This is a genomic window from Pseudomonas sp. ANT_H12B, from assembly GCF_008369325.1.
Lineage (GTDB): Bacteria > Pseudomonadota > Gammaproteobacteria > Pseudomonadales > Pseudomonadaceae > Aquipseudomonas.
In genome coordinates this window covers 218,774-234,620 of record NZ_VOBI01000006.1, presented here as the reverse complement: position 1 = coordinate 234,620, position 15,847 = coordinate 218,774, and the positions used below count along the sequence as shown (strand labels likewise).

Genomic DNA, 15,847 nt, shown 5'->3' with positions numbered 1-15,847 from the left:
AACTTCAACAATAAGGAATAAGACTATGGGTTCGCTGCATCGTGTTGCTGTGCTGTGTGGTTTGACGGCTGTGCTGGCCACTTCGGTTGCCCAGGCCGAAGACTGGAAAGTTGCCAAGAACGAAGACGGCATCAAGGTCTCCCTGAGTGAAGTGGCTGGCTCCGATTACAAGGCCTACCAGGGTGTCACGTTGATGAAGACCACCATGGCAAAACTGCGCGCATTGCAGGAAGACGTGCCAGGTGCTTGCGTCTGGATTCACGAATGCAAAACCCAAAAGCTGCTCAAGCACGAAGGCGACCAGAGTTGGACCTATACCCAGTTCAATACGCCATGGCCCGTCACCCCGCGTGATTCGGTGCTGCACGTCACTACCGTTGAAGGCGCCGATGGCAGTCTGACTCGCAAGCTTGAAGGCGTACCGAAGTACCTTCCTGAAGAAAAAGGCTTTGTGCGGGTTACCAAGGTTGATGGTTTCTGGAAATTCGTGCCCAAGGGTGATCAGGTCGAAGTGACCTATCAGTTGCACACCGAGCCGGGCGGTAGCATTCCGTCGATGGTTGCCAACAAGTTTGTGGTTGATGCGCCGTTTAATACTTTGAAAGCCCTGAAGGAACGGGCTGAGAAGTAAATGCGGTGTTGATGGGGGCATATCCGTTTCTGCGGTAGTAACGGCTGGCGGTTCCGCTCTTACAGCGGGTCACTTGGGAAAGCCCCAAGTAAGCAAGGGCTCTTGCTCCTTTCGTTCGGTGCCTCGCTGTGACTCGGCATGCCCTCGCTCCGGTCCTGCTCCGTGGGCCGCCGCCATCGGCCATCCATGGCCGGCGGCGGTTACCCGGCATCCATGCCGGGTTGCCCACTGCGCAGAACCTGCGCTCGGCCTGATGAGTGGTGGGAAGCAGGTGTTCGCAGCTTTTGATCGTTCCCATGCTCTGCGTGGGAATGTCGCCGGGGACGCTCCGCGTCCCGATGGCGGCGGCCCCCCGGAGCAATGCCTTCGTTACGGCATGCCGAGCCACAGCGAGGCACCGAATGGCGGGGCAAGAGCCCTTGGTTACTTGCGGCTCTTCCAAGTGACTCGCTGTAAAAGCGAAACCGCCAGCCGCCATCACCGCAGAAACGGATATACCCCCAATCACCCCCCCTGTCAGCTTTCAGACCAGAACCTTTATTTTGTTTCCTGATATGCGTTGCACGAAATTTTCACAAAGCCTCCAAGACAATTCGCCCGCGCCAGCATCACCGGGTAGTAATCAATGGCATTGCCGCGGTTGATCGTGCAACATTTGCGCACCGCGCAAGCCCCGGGGCCGAGAATTGGCCAACAGAGGGCAGGGCGCAGCTGTATTTTTGAAACTTTAACTTCCAATGGGTCCTAAAACGACATGGCAAACCCGGACGCCCTGAGTCAGCAGCGAGCTTCTAGTCGCCTGCTGCAACCGACCGTCAAATCGCATCTGGCCTACACGCTGCTGTGTGCCTTGGTCATGATGGTCATGTTCAGCCTGCTGCGCGTTGCGCTGCTGGTCTACAACCGCGAGATGATCCTCGACACACCGGCCTCGACCTTTCTCGAAGCGTTCACCAACGGCCTGCGTTTCGACTTGCGCCTGGTGGTCTACCTCAGCATTCCATTGCTGCTGGCGCTGTTCAGCGCCCGGGCCATGGCCGCACGCGGGTTCTTCCGTTTCTGGCTGACCATTGCCTCGAGCATCGCGCTGTTCCTGGGCCTGATGGAGATGGACTTCTACCGTGAGTTCCACCAGCGCCTCAACGGTCTGGTCTTCCAGTACGTCAAGGAAGACCCGAAGACCGTGATGAGCATGCTCTGGTACGGTTTCCCGGTGGTTCGCTACCTGCTGGCCTGGGCCGTGGGCACATTGATCCTGACGCTCGCATTCAAGGGCGCCGACCGTGCGACCCGTCCTCGCGGTCCGTTCAGCGGCGGCAGCATCGGCACTCGCCAGATCGCCCCGTGGTATTCGCGGATCGTCGTGTTCGTGGTCTGCCTGCTGGTCTGTGTGGTCGCTGCTCGTGGCACCCTGCGTCAAGGCCCGCCGATGCGTTGGGGTGACGTTTACACCACCGACTCGAACTTCGCCAACCAGTTGGGCCTCAACGGAACACTGTCGCTGATCGCCGCTGCAAAGAGCCGGATGTCCGAAGAACGCGACAACATCTGGAAAGCTACACTGGCGCAGCCTTTGGCCCAGCAGACCGTGCGTGACATGTTGCTGACCCCAAGCGACAAACTGGTGGACCCCGAGACAGCCGCCGTACGCCGTAACTTCAGCCCGGACACCAACAAGACGCTGCCGATCAAGAACGTCGTGGTCATCCTGATGGAAAGCTTCGCCGGCCATTCGGTGGGCGCTCTGGGACGTCCGGGCGAGATCACGCCGTACTTCGACAAACTGTCGAAAGAAGGCCTGTTGTTCGACCGTTTCTTCTCCAACGGCACCCATACCCACCAGGGCATGTTCGCCACCATGGCCTGCTTCCCGAACCTGCCGGGTTTCGAATACCTGATGCAGACCCCGGAAGGCAGCCACAAGCTGTCCGGCCTGCCGCAATTGCTCAGTGCCCGTGATTACGACGACGTGTATGTCTACAACGGCGATTTCGCCTGGGACAACCAGTCGGGCTTCTTCAGCAGCCAGGGCATGACCAACTTCATCGGGCGCAACGACTTCGTCAATCCGGTGTTCTCCGATCCAACCTGGGGCGTGTCCGACCAGGACATGTTCAGCCGTGGCCTGGAAGAACTGAAGGCGCGCGATGGCAAAGATAAAAAGCCGTTCTATGCCTTGCTGCAAACCCTGTCCAACCACACGCCGTACGCCTTGCCGACGCCATTGCCGGTAGAGCGCGTGACCGACCGTGGCAGCCTCAACGAACATTTGACCGCCATGCGTTACTCCGACTGGGCGCTGGGTCAGTTCTTTGAAAAAGCGCGTAAAGAGCCGTACTTCAACGAAACCCTGTTTGTGGTTGTCGGTGACCACGGTTTTGGTAACGAGCAACAGATCACTGAAATGGACCTGGGCCGCTTTAACGTGCCGATGTTGTTGATCGGGCCAGGCGTCCAGGAAAAATTCGGTCAGGTCGACCATACCGTGGGCACTCAGATCGACGTCGTGCCGACCATCATGGGGCGCATCGGTGGTGACGTGGTTCATCAATGCTGGGGCCGCGATCTGCTGAACCTGCCGGAAGGCGACAAGGGCTTCGGCGTGATCAAACCTTCGGGTAGCGATCAGACCGTAGCGTTGCTGACCGCGGACCGCGTGTTGGTGTTGCCCAAAGAGATGCCACCCAAGCTGTATCAGTACCAGTTGGGCGCCAATTCCAAAGGTGAGGTGATCCCGGCATCGGCTGACGAAGCAGCCCTCAAGCAACAACTTGAGTCGTTCATTCAGACCGCCACCAAGAGCCTGATCGACAACACCGCCGGTGTGGTTGACGGCAAGCCGGACTAAGGGCCGACGCAATAAAGAAGAGGCCCATAAGGGCCTCTTTTTTTGTCTGTTAAATCTTTATATCTTGCCGAGCAACAACAGGATCAACAGCACTACCAACACCACACCGATGATGCCCGATGGTCCATAACCCCAACTTCTGGAGTGCGGGAACACTGGTAAACCACCGACCAGCAACAGGATCAGAATAATGATAAGAATTGTGCCCATGTCTATTTCCTTGTTGGAAGTGTTCTGGAATTACCTGGCCTACAACTGTCAGCTCGAATGCAATAAAACCAAGCGGCTTACAAAATCCGACTCTTGCCCACGACAGAAAATTCCAAGTTTTTTTAATGTTTTTCGAAGAAAGGTTTATTTCGTTTTTTGTTGTACTAGTTGGTTCAGGTTCGCCCACGGTTTGCTTGGGCCATTCAGCAATCTGATGGAGCGTGGGGCGCGCACGCTCCTTCGCTACACTCGATGCATCTTCCCCGGAACAACAAGGCTGTTTGCTATGCAAAATCGCATGATGATCACTGGCGCGGGCTCGGGCCTGGGTCGCGAAATCGCGCTGCGCTGGGCGCGTGAAGGCTGGCAACTGGCCTTGTCGGATGTCAGCGAACCTGGTTTGCAAGAAACCCTGAAGCTGGTGCGCGAAGCAGGCGGCGACGGTTTTATCCAGCGTTGCGATGTGCGCGACTACAGTCAGTTGACTGCCTTCGCCCAGGCTTGCGAAGAGAAACTCGGCGGCATCGATGTCATCGTCAATAACGCCGGCGTTGCCTCGGGCGGGTTCTTCAATGAACTGTCGCTGGAAGATTGGGACTGGCAGATCGCGATCAACCTGATGGGCGTGGTCAAAGGTTGCAAGGCCTTCCTGCCGTTGCTGGAGAAAAGCAAAGGCAAAATCATCAACATCGCGTCGATGGCAGCCCTGATGCAAGGGCCGGCCATGAGCAACTACAACGTGGCCAAAGCTGGTGTAGTGGCACTGTCCGAAAGCCTGTTGGTCGAACTGGCGCAACAAGAGATCGGCGTGCATGTGGTGTGTCCGTCGTTCTTCCAGACCAACTTGCTGGACTCTTTCCGCGGCCCGACGCCTGCCATGAAAGCCCAGGTGGGCAAGTTGCTGGAAAGTTCGCCGATCACCGCTGCCGACATTGCTGACTACATCTATCAGCACGTCGCCGCCAGCGAATTCATGATTCTGCCCCACGAGCAGGGCCGTATGGCCTGGGCGCTCAAGCAGAAAAACCCGCAACTGCTCTACAACGAAATGACCGTCATGGCCGACAAGATGCGCTCCAAGGCCAAGCAAACCACAGGCTGAGCTTGCTCCCGCGTTACACCATCGTTAGGGTGGCCCCCATCGGCCATCCTCGCGAGACGTGCGCATGCTCAACTACCTGTGGTTTTTCCTTGCCGCGCTGTTTGAAATCGCTGGCTGCTTTGCCTTCTGGGTATGGCTGCGCCAAGGCAAAAGTGCCTGGTGGATTGTCCCTGCGCTGCTCAGCCTGACCTTGTTCGCGCTGCTGCTGACCCGCGTCGAAGCGGCCTACGCCGGTCGCGCTTATGCCGCCTACGGTGGCATTTACATCATTGCGTCGATTGGCTGGCTGGCGGTGGTCGAGCGAATTCGTCCGCTGAGCTCGGACTGGATCGGCGTGGCGCTGTGTGTGATCGGGGCCAGTGTCATCCTGTTCGGCCCGCGATTCTCCGCTTCCTGAAGGATCGGTCCTTCATTCAAAGGGTTTGTCAGACGCTTCCGTCAGAGAGGCTCGTTCTGCCCTGTGGGGCGGTTCCTGATTGCTGTCGTCGCATTGAAGACCCGACGCGCGCCGGGCATCTTCAGGGTCCGATAACCCTGAAGGACGAAAGCCATGCTTGTACTCAGTCGCGTTGTGGGCGAATTGATTTCCATTGGTGACAACATTTCCGTGCGTGTTGTAGCGGTCGACGGAAACAGCGTGCGCTTTGGTGTCGAAGCGCCACGGGACGTCAGTGTGCACCGGTCCGAAGTCTACGACCGCATCCAGGTCAAACTGGCGAAAAACAAGGGGCGCTGAAGGCCTCAGTCGAACAGATGCTTGGGCACGTCGTGCTTGAGCATCAACTGGCATTGTTCACTGTCCGGATCGAAGACGATCAACGCCTGGCCCTTGGTCAATGCCTGACGAACACGCAGTACACGGGTTTCCAATGGCGTGTCATCACCGTTGTCTGTGCCGTCACGGGTCACGAAATCCTCGATCAGGCGGGTCAGGGTGTCGACTTCAAGTTGGTCGTAGGGGATCAGCATAGGCACCTCGGCTAAACAATGTCGCGATGCTACGGCGAATGGTCGGTTGCGGCTAGCCCGGGCCTCATGTGTTGCCTGAAAGATCGCCTTCGCGGGCAAGCCCGCGAAGGCGATCTTTCAGGCAACGAAAATGCCAGGGTCAGCTCTCCGACCGCTGCCCCACCAAGCTGTCCACCGACGGCACGCGGGTATCGCTTTCCATCTGCGTGTCGTGCTCGATCTGATGACTGAACCGGTCCAGCGCACCTTTGGCCGGTTGTGCATCGCTGGCGAATACTGGCGGGCTGAGGATGTAGGCCCCGAGCAACCGGCTGAGCGCAGCAAGGCTATCGATGTGGGTACGTTCATAGCCGTGGGTCGCGTCGCAGCCGAAGGCGAGCAGGGCGGTGCGAATGTCGTGCCCGGCGGTGACCGCCGAATGGGCGTCGCTGAAGTAATAGCGGAACAGGTCACGACGCGCCGGCAATTCGTTATCACTGGCGAGTCGCAACAGGTGCCGCGACAGGTGATAGTCATAAGGGCCGCCGGAATCCTGCATCGCCACGCTGACCGTGTGTTCACTGGAGTGCTGGCCCGGTGCGACTGGTGCAATGTCGATGCCGACGAATTCGCTGACATCCCAAGGCAGTGCCGCCGCGGCACCGCTGCCGGTTTCCTCGGTAATGGTGAACAGCGGATGACAGTCGATCATCAGCTCTTCGCCGCTGTCGACGATCGCTTTCAGCGCCGCCAGCAGTGCGGCAACACCGGCCTTGTCATCAAGGTGACGGGCGCTGATGTGACCGCTTTCGGTGAACTCCGGTAACGGGTCGAAGGCGACAAAATCGCCGACGCTGATCCCCAGGGAGTCGCAATCGGCGCGGGTGGCGCAATAGGCATCCAGGCGCAATTCGATGTGATCCCAACTGATCGGCATTTCATCCACGGCGGTATTGAACGCGTGCCCGGAAGCCATCAGCGGCAACACGCTGCCGCGGATCACGCCGTTGTCGGTAAACAGGCTGACCCGGCTGCCTTCGGCAAAACGGCTGGACCAGCAACCGACGGGGGCCAGGGTCAGACGCCCGTTGTCCTTGATCGCGCGAACCGCCGCGCCGATGGTGTCCAAGTGAGCCGAGACCGCACGGTCCGGGCTGTTCTTCTTGCCCTTGAGGGTGGCGCGAATGGTCCCGCGACGGGTCATCTCAAAGGGAATGCCGAGCTCTTCAAGCCGTTCGGCCACGTAACGCACGATGGTGTCGGTGAACCCGGTCGGGCTGGGAATGGCGAGCATTTCCAGCAGGACTTTTTGCAGGTAGTTGAGATCCGGTTCGGGAATTTTGCTGGTCATGGAAACTCCTGATTCGTTGAGGCCTGATCGTTCCCACGCTCTGCGTGGGAATGCAGCCGGGGACGCTCTGCGTCCCAAGAACGAACGCAGAGCGTCCGGTGAGGCATTCCCACGCAGAGCGCGGGAACGATCATGAAGGGGGTTAAACCGCCGGCTGACTATGCGGAAACAACAAGTCCACAAACCGTTCGGCCGTCGGCTGCGGTTCGTGGTTGGCCAGTCCCGCGCGCTCATTGGCTTCGATAAACACATACTCCGGCTGATCCGCGGCAGACACCATCAGGTCAAGTCCCACCATCGGAATATCCAGCGCCCGCGCCGCGCGTACCGCCGCATCTACCAGGGTTGGATGCAGGATCGCCGTGACGTCTTCGAGAATGCCGCCGGTATGAAGATTCGCCGTACGCCGTACGAACAAATGCTCGCCGGCCGGCAGAATGCTGCTGTAGTCATGACCTGCCGCTTTCAAGGTGCGCTCGGTCTCATGATCGAGCGGGATTTTGCTTTCACCGCTGGTGGCTGCCTGACGACGCCGGCTCTGGGCTTCGATCAACTCACCGATCGAATGCTGACCATCACCGACCACTTCTGCCGGTCGGCGAATGGCCGCGGCAACCACCTCGAAACCGATCACCACAATCCGCAGATCCAGGCCTTCATGGAAGCTTTCCAACAACACTCGACTGTCGAACTGGCGCGCTGATTCGATGGCTTGCTGGACATCTTCGATGGTCCGCAAATCTACCGCCACGCCGTGGCCCTGTTCGCCATCCAGCGGTTTGACCACCACCCGCTCGTGCTCGTCGAGAAACGCCAGGTTGTCATCGGCGTTCCCGGCCAGTTGTTGCGACGGCAGGTTCAGGCCGGCAGCCTTGAGCACTTTGTGCGTCAGGCTTTTGTCCTGGCAGAGGCTCATGCTGATGGCGCTGGTCAGATCGCTGAGGGATTCGCGGCAACGCACCCGACGCCCGCCAAGGCTGAGGGTAAACATCCCGGCATCGGCGTCATCCACTTGCACGTCGATGCCGCGACGGTGGGCTTCCTCGACGATGATTCGCGCATACGGATTGAACTCGGCTTCGGGGCCCGGGCCGAGAAACAACGGCTGATTGATGCAGTTTTTGCGCTTGATCGCGAAGGTCGACAAGTTGCGAAAACCGAGCTTGGCGTAAAGACTTTTCGCTTGCCGGTTGTCGTGCAGCACTGACAAGTCCAGGTAACTCAGCCCACGGCTCATGAAATGTTCGATCAGATGCCGCACCAGCACTTCACCGACACCCGGTCGCGAACATTGCGGGTCTACCGCCAGGCACCACAGGCTGCTGCCGTTCTCCGGATCGTTGAACGCCTTGTGATGATCCAGACCCATGACGCTGCCTATGATTGCGCCGCTGTCCTCATCTTCCGCCAGCCAATACACCGGGCCGCCCTGATGGCGCGGGGTCAGCAGACTCGCGTCGATCGGCAGCATGCCGCGCAATTGATAGAGCTGATTGACCGCCTGCCAGTCCGTCTCGCTCTGGGCGCGGCGGATGCGAAACCCGCGAAATACACGGGTGGATTGGCGGTAATCACTGAACCACAGGCGCAAGGTGTCGGACGGGTCGAGAAACAGCTGGGCCGGCTCTAGCCCCAGGACTTGCTGGGGCGCGGCGACATACAAAGCAATATCGCGCTCGCCGGGTTGCTCGTTGAGCAATTCCTGGGCGAGGCTCGCCGCATCGGGAAAGGTGTGGCCGATCAGCAATCGGCCCCAACCACAATGCACGGCAATCGGTGCCGCGCCCAGTTTGCTGCCATCTTCGGCCAGGCGCGCCTGCAAGCGTTCGTAAGAGGGCGCCTGACCGCGCAACAAGCGTTGGCTGTAAGCCGTGGCGTGAGGTTTCATCGATCAGATTCCTTGTTCACTGAGCCACAGGTTCAGCGCCGCCAATTGCCACAGCTTGGAGCCGCGCAACGGGGTCAATTGACCCTGTGGATCGGTCAGCAGGCGATCAAGCATGGCCGGCTTGAACAAGCCGCGATCCTGACTCGGATCCAGCAGCAGTTCGCGCACCCAGTTCAGCGTGTCGCCCTGCAAATGCTTGAGGCCCGGCACCGGGAAGTAACCTTTCTTGCGATCGATCACTTCACTCGGAATCACCAGCCGCGCCGCTTCTTTCAAAACCTGTTTACCACCATCCGGCAGTTTGAATTTGCCCGGCACGCGGGCCGACAATTCCACCAGGCGATAGTCCAGAAACGGCGTGCGCGCTTCCAGACCCCAGGCCATGGTCATGTTGTCGACGCGTTTGACCGGGTCGTCTACGAGCATCACCGTGCTGTCCAGACGCAAGGCTTTATCCACTGCAGCATCGGCGCCGGGCTGTGCGAAATGTTCTTTGACGAAGTCGCCGGCGGCGTCATTCGCCGTCAGCCATTTCGGCTGCACAGTGGCGGCATAGTCGTCATAACTGCGGTCGAAAAACGCATCGCGATAGGCCGCGTACGGGTCGCTGGCGCCATCCACCTGCGGATACCAGTGATAACCGGCGAACAACTCGTCGGCGCCCTGGCCGCTCTGCACAACCTTGCAGTGCTTGGCCACTTCTCGCGACAACAGATAGAAAGCGATGCAGTCATGGCTGACCATCGGCTCGCTCATGGCGCGGAACGCTGCGGGCAATTGTTCGATGATCTCTTTTTCATCGATGCGCAGTTGATGGTGCTGCGTGCCGTAGTGCTTGGCGATCAGGTCCGAATACTGAAACTCGTCGCCGCGCTCGCCGCCGGCATCCTGGAAACCGATGGAGAACGTCGACAGGTTTTCAACACCGACTTCACGCAACAGTCCCACCAGCATGCTCGAATCGACACCACCCGAAAGCAGCACACCGACGTCGACTGCCGCACGTTGACGGATGGCCACCGCGTCGCGGGTGCTGTCGAGCACACGGTCGCGCCAGTCTTCGAGGCTCAGATTCATTTCGTCGGCGTGTGGGCCGTAGGGCAGGGTCCACCAGGTTTTCTGCTCGGTGCTGCCGTCCGCTTCGATGCGCATCCAGGTCGCTGGCGGCAGCTTTTCGATGCCCGCGAGCAAGGTGCGCGGTGCCGGAACCACGGCGTGGAAATTCAAGTAGTGATTGAGTGCCACCGGATCGAGGATCGGGTTGATGTCGCCGCCCTTGAGCAACGCCGGCAGGGACGAGGCAAAACGCAGGCGCTGGCCGGTGCGCGACAGGTACAGCGGTTTCACGCCGAGGCGGTCGCGGGCGATAAACAGGCGTTTGGCGTCGCGTTCCCAAATGGCGAAGGCGAACATGCCGTTGAGTTTGGGCAGCAGTGCTTCGCCCCAGGCGTGATAGCCCTTGAGCAGCACTTCGGTGTCACCGCCGGAATAGAAGGCGTAACCGAGTTCTTCAAGCTCGGCGCGCAGTTCCGGAAAGTTGTAGATCGCGCCGTTGAAGGCCAGGGTCAGGCCCAGTTGGTTGTCGACCATCGGCTGCGCCGAGCCGTCCGACAAGTCCATGATTTTCAGGCGGCGATGGCCCAGGGCAATCGGTCCTTGGGCTTGAAAGCCCCACGCGTCAGGGCCACGAGGTGCCAGGTGATGGGTGATTCGCTCAATGGCTGCAAGGTCTGCAGGTTGATGATCAAAACGTAACTCGCCAGCTAATCCGCACATAAAGTCCTTACCGGTTTTTCCGTTGGGGAGGGTCAATCGATACGCGCCAAAAACGGCGGGTACTCAGAAACTGACCCGGCTCAATCCCCGGAGTTTTAGACCGATAAGTTATAAGGCGCGGTGTCAGACTTTTCCGCGGATCAGTTGGCGCACGGCAAAACGGTTGGGATGGCAGGCCTCGGCGACAGCTTTTGGCAACGGCAGAGGCTCATTATCCAGCCATGCCGCCAGCAGCTCTCCCGCCAATGGCGCGGTGATCAGGCCGCGAGAACCATGGCCGCTGTTGACGTAAAACCCCTCCAGCCACGGGCAGGGAATGTCCGGCACTTGTCGGGCGTCTTTACTCAGTGCGGCGTAGGCGTCGGCGAAGGCCACTTGTTCGGCCAATGGACCGACGATTGGCAGGTAATCCGGACTCGTGCAACGGAAGGCTGCGCGCCCTTCAAGTTGTTGCGGGTCAAGATCCCGAGCGTGCAGGCGAGCGGCCAGGTCGGGGGATATTTCCTCGAGCAAGGCCAGATTGCCCAGGTGTTCGGACACGGTTGGGGTCAGGTTATCGCTCTTGAAATCAAAACTGGCGCCGAACGTGTGTTCGCCCAGTCGAGCCGGCGCCACATAGCCTTCGGCACAAACGACAGTGGTCAGGCTCTGGCTTTCAGGCGTTTGTGCCAGGCGGGTAATCTGCCCGCGAATACGTTTGAGGGGCAGCTCGGCGCTTTGCGGGAAACGCTTGATTTCGGCGGCGCCCGCCAGAATCACCACGGCGGCGCTGGCGAGCAGAACATCACCGTCCCAGGCTTGCCACTGATCATCGACTTTGCGCAATTCCAGTACTTCGCGATGGGGCAGCCATTGAATAAGGGGCGAAGACGCCTGCCACTGACACAGCGCTGGCGGGTGAACCCAGCCGCCTTCGGGGAAGAACAATCCGCCGTACTCCAACGCGATACCGGCTTGCGCCTGTGCCTGCGATTGATCGAGCAAGTGCACCAGGTCAGGCGAAAAGGCTGAGGCCAATTGCGTCTGACGCTCGGCTTCCTTGGCATTGAACGCCAGTTGCAAGACCCCGCAATCGTCCCAGTCGACGCCGCGCTGCAACTGTTCCAGCAGACGTCGGGTGTAACCGAAACCGCTGACAATCAATTGCGACAACGCGGTGCCGTGCGCCGAAAGCTTGAGGTACAACACGCCCTGAGGATTGCCCGAGGCTTCCTGTGCCAGCGCGTCGTGACGCTCCAGCAGACTGACTTGCCAGCCCCGCGCCGCCAGGCTGGCGGCCGTAGCACAACCGGCCAGGCCAGCGCCAATCACCAGGGCATGTCGTTCGCCGGTCAGCGGCGCAGGGCGCGCAAACCACGGTTTTGTCGTTGCTGGCGCCGTAACCTCTTCGGGCCAGCCGAGAAACACGCCCCGCAGGATCTCCCATTTATGGCCGATGCCTGGCGTGCGTTTCATTTTGAAACCTGCGGCATTGAGCAGGCGCCGGACCCAACCGGTGCTGGTAAAGGTGCTGATGGTCGAGCCGGGTGCCGCCAGGCGAGCCAGTTCGGCGAACAGTTCAGCTGTCCACATGTCGGGGTTTTTCGCGGGGGCGAAACCGTCGAGAAACCACGCGTCGATCTGCGCATCCAGTTGCGGCAATTGCTCCAGTGCATCGCCGATCAGCAACGTCAGCGTGACGCGGCCGTTATCCAGCACCAGCCGTTGGAAGCCCTGATGGATCGCCACGTATTGCGCCAGCAGTTGATCGGCAAATGGCTTGAGCTCCGGCCACAAGGCCAGGGCCCGGCGCAGATCGGACAGGCTCAACGGGTACTTTTCGACACTGACAAAATGCAGTCGCGCACCGGCCACCGCGTGTTGTTCGAACAGCTGCCAGGCGCAAAGGAAATTCAACCCGGTACCGAAACCGGTCTCGCCAATCACCAATCGTCCGCCTGCCGGCAACGCGGCGAAGCGTTCACCCAATGCGTTTTGTTCGAGGAACACGTAACGGGTTTCATCAAGACCCGAGAGATCGGAAAAATACACATCGTCGAACACCCGCGAGCGCGGGAGCCCTTGGTCGTCCCAGTCGAGCTGGGCGTGGGGCAATACAGGTTTCATGGCAGGCTCGGCAACGGCAAGGCGGCCATTCTATCTGCTACACGAAGGCATCGTTGTGACGAAAAAGGGATTTCTCCCGCGGTAAACGAGTCAATCCGCTAGTCTTGCTCAATCCTGGAAGGAGCCGTCCCATGTTCGAATCTGCCGAAATCGTTCACGCGATCGACAAAGAAACCTACGAAGCCGAAGTGCCAGCCCTGCGTGAAGCCTTGCTCGAAGCTCAGTTCGAACTTCACCAGCAACGCCGCTTTCCGGTGATCATTCTGATCAACGGCATTGAAGGCGCCGGCAAGGGCGAGACTGTCAAGTTGCTCAATGAATGGATGGACCCGCGCTTGATCGAGGTCCGCACGTTCGACCAGCAAACCGACGAAGAGCTGGCGCGACCTCCGGCCTGGCGCTACTGGCGAATGCTCCCCGCCACGGGGCGCACGGGGGTTTTCTTTGGCAGTTGGTACAGCCAGATGCTGCAAGGCCGGGTTCATGGCCTGTTCAAGGACCCTAGACTTGATCAAGGCATTAACGCAGCCGAGCGGCTGGAGAAGATGCTGTGCGACGAGGGGGCGCTGATCTTCAAGTTCTGGTTCCATCTTTCCAAGAAACAAATGAAGGCACGGCTCAAGGCGCTGGCGGACGACCCGCTGCACAGCTGGCGTATCAGTCCGCTGGACTGGCAACAATCCCAGACCTACGACAAGTTTGTGAAATACGGCGAACGCATCCTGCGTCGTACCAGCCGCGACTATGCGCCGTGGCATGTGATCGCCGGGATGGACCCGCGTTATCGGAGTCTGGTGGTGGGCAAGATTTTGCTCGAGGGTCTGCAAAGCGCTCTGAAACGGCCGAAAATCCACCCGGAAAAAGTCAGCGCAGCGCCAGTGTCCCCCAGCGTCGATCAGGTGAACCTGCTCGACAGCCTCGACTTGACCTTGCGCCTGGATAAGGACGATTACGAAGAACAGCTGATCACCGAGCAGGCGCGGTTTTCCGGATTGATGCGCGACAAACGCATGCGTCGGCACGCCTTGATCGCGGTGTTTGAAGGCAACGATGCGGCGGGCAAGGGCGGGGCGATCCGACGGGTTGCCGCTGCGCTGGACCCGCGCCAGTACAGTATCGTGCCGATCGCCGCGCCCACCGAGGAGGAGCGGGCGCACCCGTATCTGTGGCGCTTCTGGCGACATATTCCGGCGCGAGGAAAATTCACTGTGTTCGACCGGTCCTGGTATGGCCGGGTGCTGGTGGAGCGCATCGAAGGCTTTTGCAGCTCGGCCGACTGGTTGCGCGCCTACAGTGAGATCAACGATTTCGAAGAGCAGATCGCCGACGCCGGGGTCATCGTGGTCAAGTTCTGGCTGGCCATCGACAAGCAGACGCAACTGGAGCGATTCGAAGAGCGCGAACAGATCCCCTTCAAGCGCTTCAAGATCACCGAAGACGACTGGCGCAACCGCGATAAGTGGGAGGCCTACCGGGCCGCTGTCGGTGACATGGTCGACCGTACCAGCACCGAAATCTCGCCCTGGACCCTGGTGGAAGCCAATGACAAGCGTTGGGCGCGCGTCAAGGTTTTGCGCACCATCAACCAGGCGCTGGAAGAAGCGTTCGAAAAGTCCGACAAACAGGCCAGGAAGGCCAAAAAGAACAAATAGCGAGCCGATGGTTGCGCATACGCGGGGTGAATGATTGTCGCGGTCGGTAATTGGGTGGGCTTATGCTCGGTCCACTCTCAACCGACAACAACAATGAGGTATGCCATGCGTGAAGTGGTGATCGTCGACAGCGTGCGGACCGGCCTGGCCAAATCCTTTCGCGGCAAATTCAACATGACCCGTCCGGACGATATGGCGGCGCATTGTGTCGACGCATTGTTGGCGCGCACGGGCATCGACCCGGCCAGCGTTGAGGATTGCATCGTCGGCGCCGGCTCCAACGAAGGCGCACAGGGATTCAACATCGGTCGCAACGTCGCGGTGCTGTCGCGTTTGGGCATCGGCGCCTCTGGCATGACCCTCAACCGGTTCTGCTCGTCGGGCTTGCAGGCCATTGCAATCGCCGCCAACCAGATCGCTTCGGGTTGCAGCGACATCATCGTCGCCGGTGGCGTCGAGTCCATCAGCCTGACCATGAAAAGCGTCAACACCGACAACCTGATCAATCCACTGCTGAAAGAGCAGGTGCCAGGCATTTATTTCCCGATGGGACAGACCGCTGAAATTGTCGCTCGTCGTTACAGCGTCAGCCGCGAAGAACAGGATCTGTACGCGCTGCAAAGCCAGCAACGTACCGCTCAGGCTCAGGCCGCTGGATTGTTCGATGATGAAATCGTGCCGATGGCGGTGAAGTATCGGGTTGAAGACAAAGCCACGGGTCAGGTGCAGATTCTCGACGGCATCGTCGATCGCGACGACTGCAACCGTCCTGATACCACGCTGCAAAGTCTGGCCGGGTTGAAACCGGTGTTTGCCGAAGACGGTTCGGTGACGGCGGGCAATTCGTCGCAACTGTCCGACGGCGCTTCCATGACCCTGGTGATGAGCCTGGAAAAAGCCCTGGAGCTGGGGTTGAAGCCCAAAGCCTTCTTCCGCGGCTTTGCGGTGGCGGGGTGTGCGCCGGATGAAATGGGCATCGGCCCGGTGTTTTCGGTGCCAAAGCTGCTCAAGGCCAAAGGCCTGCGGGTTGCCGACATCGATCTGTGGGAGCTCAACGAAGCGTTCGCCTCGCAGTGCTTGTACAGCCGTAATCGGCTGGAGATCGATAACGAGAAGTACAACGTCAACGGCGGCTCTATTTCCATAGGCCACCCGTTTGGCATGACCGGTTCGCGTCAGGTCGGGCATATCGTGCGTGAATTGCAGCGGCGTAATGTGCGCTACGGCATCGTCACCATGTGTGTTGGGGGCGGGATGGGGGCGACCGGGTTGTTCGAAGCGGTGCGCTAAATATCTCGGAATTTTGTAGTGACTGTTAAATAGCTATCGCGGGCA

General features: G+C 59.5%; 13 protein-coding genes. 7 read left to right on the top strand and 6 right to left on the bottom strand.

All coding sequences use genetic code 11. From position 1 onward, the window contains the following. Positions 1-25: 25 nt before the first annotated feature. Both FQ185_RS12175 and FQ185_RS12165 read left to right on the top strand, forming a co-directional pair. Entirely contained in the window at positions 26-631 is a 606-nt protein-coding gene (locus FQ185_RS12175) for an START domain-containing protein (protein ID WP_149417652.1), read from the top strand. A gap of 754 nt (positions 632-1,385) precedes the next feature. Then, a complete protein-coding gene (locus FQ185_RS12165) occupies positions 1,386-3,479 on the top strand; it encodes an LTA synthase family protein (RefSeq protein ID WP_149417650.1) in 2,094 nt (697 codons plus the stop codon). A gap of 57 nt (positions 3,480-3,536) precedes the next feature. On the opposite strand, the gene FQ185_RS12160 is transcribed toward FQ185_RS12165, so the two are convergent. Further along, the gene (locus FQ185_RS12160; RefSeq protein ID WP_174602692.1) at positions 3,537-3,695 is read right to left on the bottom strand and encodes a DUF3309 family protein; all 159 of its coding nucleotides are present in this window, start codon (positions 3,693-3,695) and stop codon (positions 3,537-3,539) included. Positions 3,696-3,975: 280 nt separating this feature from the next. On the opposite strand from FQ185_RS12160, the gene FQ185_RS12155 reads away from it, so the two are divergent. The 3 genes from FQ185_RS12155 to csrA all read left to right on the top strand — a co-directional run bounded on the left by FQ185_RS12155 (position 3,976) and on the right by csrA (position 5,527). Beyond that, positions 3,976-4,791: an SDR family oxidoreductase gene (locus FQ185_RS12155; RefSeq protein ID WP_149417649.1), complete on the top strand. Its 816-nt coding sequence runs from the start codon at positions 3,976-3,978 to the stop codon at positions 4,789-4,791. Between the two features lie 64 nt (positions 4,792-4,855). Continuing rightward, positions 4,856-5,188 (top strand): YnfA family protein, encoded by a 333-nt coding sequence (locus FQ185_RS12150; protein WP_149417648.1) that lies wholly within the window; start codon positions 4,856-4,858, stop codon positions 5,186-5,188. 153 nt (positions 5,189-5,341) lie between these two features. Next, a complete protein-coding gene (gene csrA, locus FQ185_RS12145) occupies positions 5,342-5,527 on the top strand; it encodes a carbon storage regulator CsrA (RefSeq protein WP_149417647.1) in 186 nt (61 codons plus the stop codon). Positions 5,528-5,532: 5 nt separating this feature from the next. Here the strand turns inward: csrA and FQ185_RS12140 are convergent, their stop codons facing one another. The 5 genes from FQ185_RS12140 to mnmC all read right to left on the bottom strand — a co-directional run bounded on the left by FQ185_RS12140 (position 5,533) and on the right by mnmC (position 12,860). After that, entirely contained in the window at positions 5,533-5,760 is a 228-nt protein-coding gene (locus FQ185_RS12140) for a YheU family protein (protein WP_010461751.1), read from the bottom strand. 139 nt (positions 5,761-5,899) lie between these two features. Beyond that, positions 5,900-7,090 (bottom strand): osmoprotectant NAGGN system M42 family peptidase, encoded by a 1,191-nt coding sequence (locus tag FQ185_RS12135; protein WP_149417646.1) that lies wholly within the window; start codon positions 7,088-7,090, stop codon positions 5,900-5,902. Positions 7,091-7,232: 142 nt separating this feature from the next. Beyond that, positions 7,233-8,978: an N-acetylglutaminylglutamine synthetase gene (gene ngg, locus FQ185_RS12130; RefSeq protein WP_149417645.1), complete on the bottom strand. Its 1,746-nt coding sequence runs from the start codon at positions 8,976-8,978 to the stop codon at positions 7,233-7,235. Positions 8,979-8,981: 3 nt separating this feature from the next. Beyond that, positions 8,982-10,754 (bottom strand): N-acetylglutaminylglutamine amidotransferase, encoded by a 1,773-nt coding sequence (locus FQ185_RS12125; RefSeq protein WP_149417644.1) that lies wholly within the window; start codon positions 10,752-10,754, stop codon positions 8,982-8,984. Between the two features lie 123 nt (positions 10,755-10,877). Next, positions 10,878-12,860: a bifunctional tRNA (5-methylaminomethyl-2-thiouridine)(34)-methyltransferase MnmD/FAD-dependent 5-carboxymethylaminomethyl-2-thiouridine(34) oxidoreductase MnmC gene (gene mnmC, locus FQ185_RS12120; protein WP_149417643.1), complete on the bottom strand. Its 1,983-nt coding sequence runs from the start codon at positions 12,858-12,860 to the stop codon at positions 10,878-10,880. A gap of 131 nt (positions 12,861-12,991) precedes the next feature. Between mnmC and pap the strand changes: the two genes are divergently transcribed. Then, a complete protein-coding gene (pap, locus tag FQ185_RS12115; RefSeq protein ID WP_149417642.1) occupies positions 12,992-14,512 on the top strand; it encodes a polyphosphate:AMP phosphotransferase in 1,521 nt (506 codons plus the stop codon). Positions 14,513-14,617: 105 nt separating this feature from the next. Further along, positions 14,618-15,802, top strand: a complete 1,185-nt coding sequence (locus FQ185_RS12110; protein WP_149417641.1) for a thiolase family protein — start codon at positions 14,618-14,620, stop codon at positions 15,800-15,802. Positions 15,803-15,847 lie beyond the last annotated feature (45 nt).

What these genes read in the sequence shown, in the direction of transcription:
- FQ185_RS12175 (WP_149417652.1), top strand. Translation starts at nt 26, where the DNA reads ATGGGTTCGCTGCATCGTGTTGCTGTGCTGTGTGGTTTGACGGCTGTG.
- FQ185_RS12165 (WP_149417650.1), top strand. Translation starts at nt 1,386, where the DNA reads ATGGCAAACCCGGACGCCCTGAGTCAGCAGCGAGCTTCTAGTCGCCTG.
- FQ185_RS12155 (WP_149417649.1), top strand. Translation starts at nt 3,976, where the DNA reads ATGCAAAATCGCATGATGATCACTGGCGCGGGCTCGGGCCTGGGTCGC.
- FQ185_RS12150 (WP_149417648.1), top strand. Translation starts at nt 4,856, where the DNA reads ATGCTCAACTACCTGTGGTTTTTCCTTGCCGCGCTGTTTGAAATCGCT.
- csrA (WP_149417647.1), top strand. Translation starts at nt 5,342, where the DNA reads ATGCTTGTACTCAGTCGCGTTGTGGGCGAATTGATTTCCATTGGTGAC.
- FQ185_RS12140 (WP_010461751.1), bottom strand. Translation starts at nt 5,760, where the DNA reads ATGCTGATCCCCTACGACCAACTTGAAGTCGACACCCTGACCCGCCTG.
- FQ185_RS12135 (WP_149417646.1), bottom strand. Translation starts at nt 7,090, where the DNA reads ATGACCAGCAAAATTCCCGAACCGGATCTCAACTACCTGCAAAAAGTC.
- ngg (WP_149417645.1), bottom strand. Translation starts at nt 8,978, where the DNA reads ATGAAACCTCACGCCACGGCTTACAGCCAACGCTTGTTGCGCGGTCAG.
- FQ185_RS12125 (WP_149417644.1), bottom strand. Translation starts at nt 10,754, where the DNA reads ATGTGCGGATTAGCTGGCGAGTTACGTTTTGATCATCAACCTGCAGAC.
- mnmC (WP_149417643.1), bottom strand. Translation starts at nt 12,860, where the DNA reads ATGAAACCTGTATTGCCCCACGCCCAGCTCGACTGGGACGACCAAGGG.
- pap (WP_149417642.1), top strand. Translation starts at nt 12,992, where the DNA reads ATGTTCGAATCTGCCGAAATCGTTCACGCGATCGACAAAGAAACCTAC.
- FQ185_RS12110 (WP_149417641.1), top strand. Translation starts at nt 14,618, where the DNA reads ATGCGTGAAGTGGTGATCGTCGACAGCGTGCGGACCGGCCTGGCCAAA.